The 2,301-nt window shown below is 52.5% G+C and carries 2 protein-coding genes; one reads left to right on the top strand and one right to left on the bottom strand.

Translation table 11 applies throughout. From position 1 onward, the window contains the following. On the top strand, nucleotides 1-467 hold a 467-nt coding region (locus tag B2Y11_RS07625), incomplete at its 5' end, for a hypothetical protein (protein ID WP_291057864.1). Nucleotides 468-884: 417 nt separating this feature from the next. On the opposite strand, the gene B2Y11_RS07620 is transcribed toward B2Y11_RS07625, so the two are convergent. After that, entirely contained in the window at nucleotides 885-1,949 is a 1,065-nt protein-coding gene (locus tag B2Y11_RS07620; protein WP_291057863.1) for an ADP-ribosylglycohydrolase family protein, read from the bottom strand. Nucleotides 1,950-2,301: the final 352 nt, after the last annotated feature.

Raw genomic sequence — 2,301 nt, 5'->3', positions numbered from 1 at the left:
TTATGCAATATAAATGTATGGAGAAGGAAATCCGGAAACTCCATGGAAGGATTCTACTCCTGTCTGTCATGTATATCGCGAATATTCCGGCTGGAATGCAGCTTTGGCAGATAGGAAAACCACGAGTTCCTGTATACAGGTTCCTGATTTCCCTCCCCGATTTCCCGGGGCCCAGGGAAATCGGAACGGATTCTGCAGATTCCAAAAAGCATGACCATCAAACAAAAAACACGGATACCATCCCACCCAGCATGAGCCCGCATTCCCGGACGACAAGTTCAAGGCGGCTGCAGGACTTTCCTGTATGCTCAGCGTTGGCGCCTGATTCTGAGAGGCCCGCAATACTGACTGACACGGATGCCCATCCGTGTTTTTGTGCTGTCTTTTTTATAAAAAGAGCAGCCCCTGACAGAGCTGCTCTTTCCACTGCAAAAACTCCTGAATCGTCCCATACTGCTGCACGGTAGGGCTCAGGTCAACTTCTTCAATGAATCGGCCAGAGGGAAACCATTAAGGAATATCTATCTCGTCAAGGAAGGCAGGTGAAGCCATAGTTGCCACCAGGATTTCTAGCAGGTGCTCATCAGGAGTTTTTATGAAGTCTCGACGCGTCGGAGGGAACCGATGAATTCAGGAAGTTCCGCTTCCTCCTGCCTGTCCCTTATAAGGATGCGCACAACAGGCGGAAAGGAGTTTCCCTTCAGGGCCCTTTCGTTTCCCTCTGCTTACACAGTCTGAAATGCAGAGAATGATTCTCACGGAGCAGGCCCCTTTGAGGCTCTGGTTCAAAAGATGCAAAAGGTTTAAAGGATAATGATGGCACCGGCAGGCGGAGACTTTTCATGGAAAAAGCCCTGGAGCATGGGCTGCAGGGCTTTTTTATTTCATTTCTTCGGATGATATTTCTCATATACATAGTACAGCTTGTCCGTCATAAAGGCGAGGGGTTCGCTGCCTTCGAGGATGTCAGACCAGTAGGAGGGGATGAAGCCGGTACCGAAGCGGATGCCTTCCAGAGCGCCGGTGATGGCGGCGGTGGTACTGCTCTTGCCGGAGTGGTTGGCCGACACGATGAGGGCGTTTAGGGGATCGTCTTCTGCCAGGATGCAGTACACGGCGATGGCCAGGGCTTCTTCTGCATTTTCACCGCTTCCCAGGGACACAATGCTGTCGATGTGGTCCCAGGTGCCTGATTTCCCTGCGGGATGGTTATTGGCCTGTTCTTCTGCCGCTCCCAGAAGGGAGAGGATGGGGTCGGTTTTGTGGACTTTGCCCAGAAGGGTTTCCGCCCGCTCCAGGGCTTTGGGCAGGGTGAGACCATAGGCCAGACATGAAATCATGGCTGCCAGACCGCCGGCGGCATAGTAGCCTACGGGGTTGGAATGGGAAAGGGCTGCTGCCCTCACCGCTTCATCAAAGGCGGCCTTGCTGTCTCCTGCAAAGAGAAGGCCTATGGGAATGGCCCTGGCCAGGGCGGCACTTCCCTTGGAATCATTCACCTTGATTTTGGTAGAGCCCTTGGCGTCTTTGGAAAAAGCTCCCAGGAGGCCTTCTTCCGGATTCCTGCGGGCATGCATGAATTTCTCCCGGAGGAGGCAGAATTCCCTTTCATGGGGCTGCCGCCGCATCCAGGTGCGCTGCCCCCGCCGCGGTTCTTCCCCAGTCTGGCTGTAGTACCAGCGCATATAACCACGATAAATCCCGTCTATCAGATCCAGTTTCTTGGCGTCCGTCCATAAAATCCCGTCTATGGTAGCCAGTATCATCTGCGTGTTGTCAGAAATCGGGGCTTTCCTACCGTTTTTTGCATCCCTTACCAGGGTACGCAGGCCGAAGGGACCGAACCGGTGCTGTATCCGACCAACGGAGAAATTCTGCAGAGGATACCCAAGCGCATCCCCGCAGGCGCTTCCGTACAGTGCCCCGCGAAACTTCTCTATGTCCGCCATGTTTTCCTCCTTTTCTTCAGTTTCGTGCCATCTGTCCTGCGGTCAGCCGGAAAGGAGGATCCCATTGTATTCTCTCTCCATCGGGAAAATAAAAGTTTCTGGAAATCGAACTACTTCACAGAAACTTTCATAAAAAGTACAGGCAGACAGGCCTACTCCTAATTTTTTATCCTTTTATGTATATTATAGCATAATTTGGTAAGAGAAATGTAGAAAAAGTAGGAAATAGTAAGGGCCGCTTTGCGGCCCGGGTTCAAAAGGTTCAAAGGGTTCAAAGGGGGTGGCGGCTCTGGACACGCCCTTTCGGGCGTGAAGATTCAGCGGGTTTAGAGGGGAAGGTTGACGGCCCTCC

The organism is Dialister sp. UBA1703 (genome assembly GCA_002320515.1).
Classification (GTDB): domain Bacteria; phylum Bacillota; class Negativicutes; order Veillonellales; family Dialisteraceae; genus Dialister.
This window is presented reverse-complemented; position numbering and strand designations above follow the sequence as displayed.

Bases quoted from the DNA above. Each gene is read 5' to 3' on its own strand.
- B2Y11_RS07620 (WP_291057863.1), bottom strand. From the start codon at position 1,949: ATGGCGGACATAGAGAAGTTTCGCGGGGCACTGTACGGAAGCGCCTGC.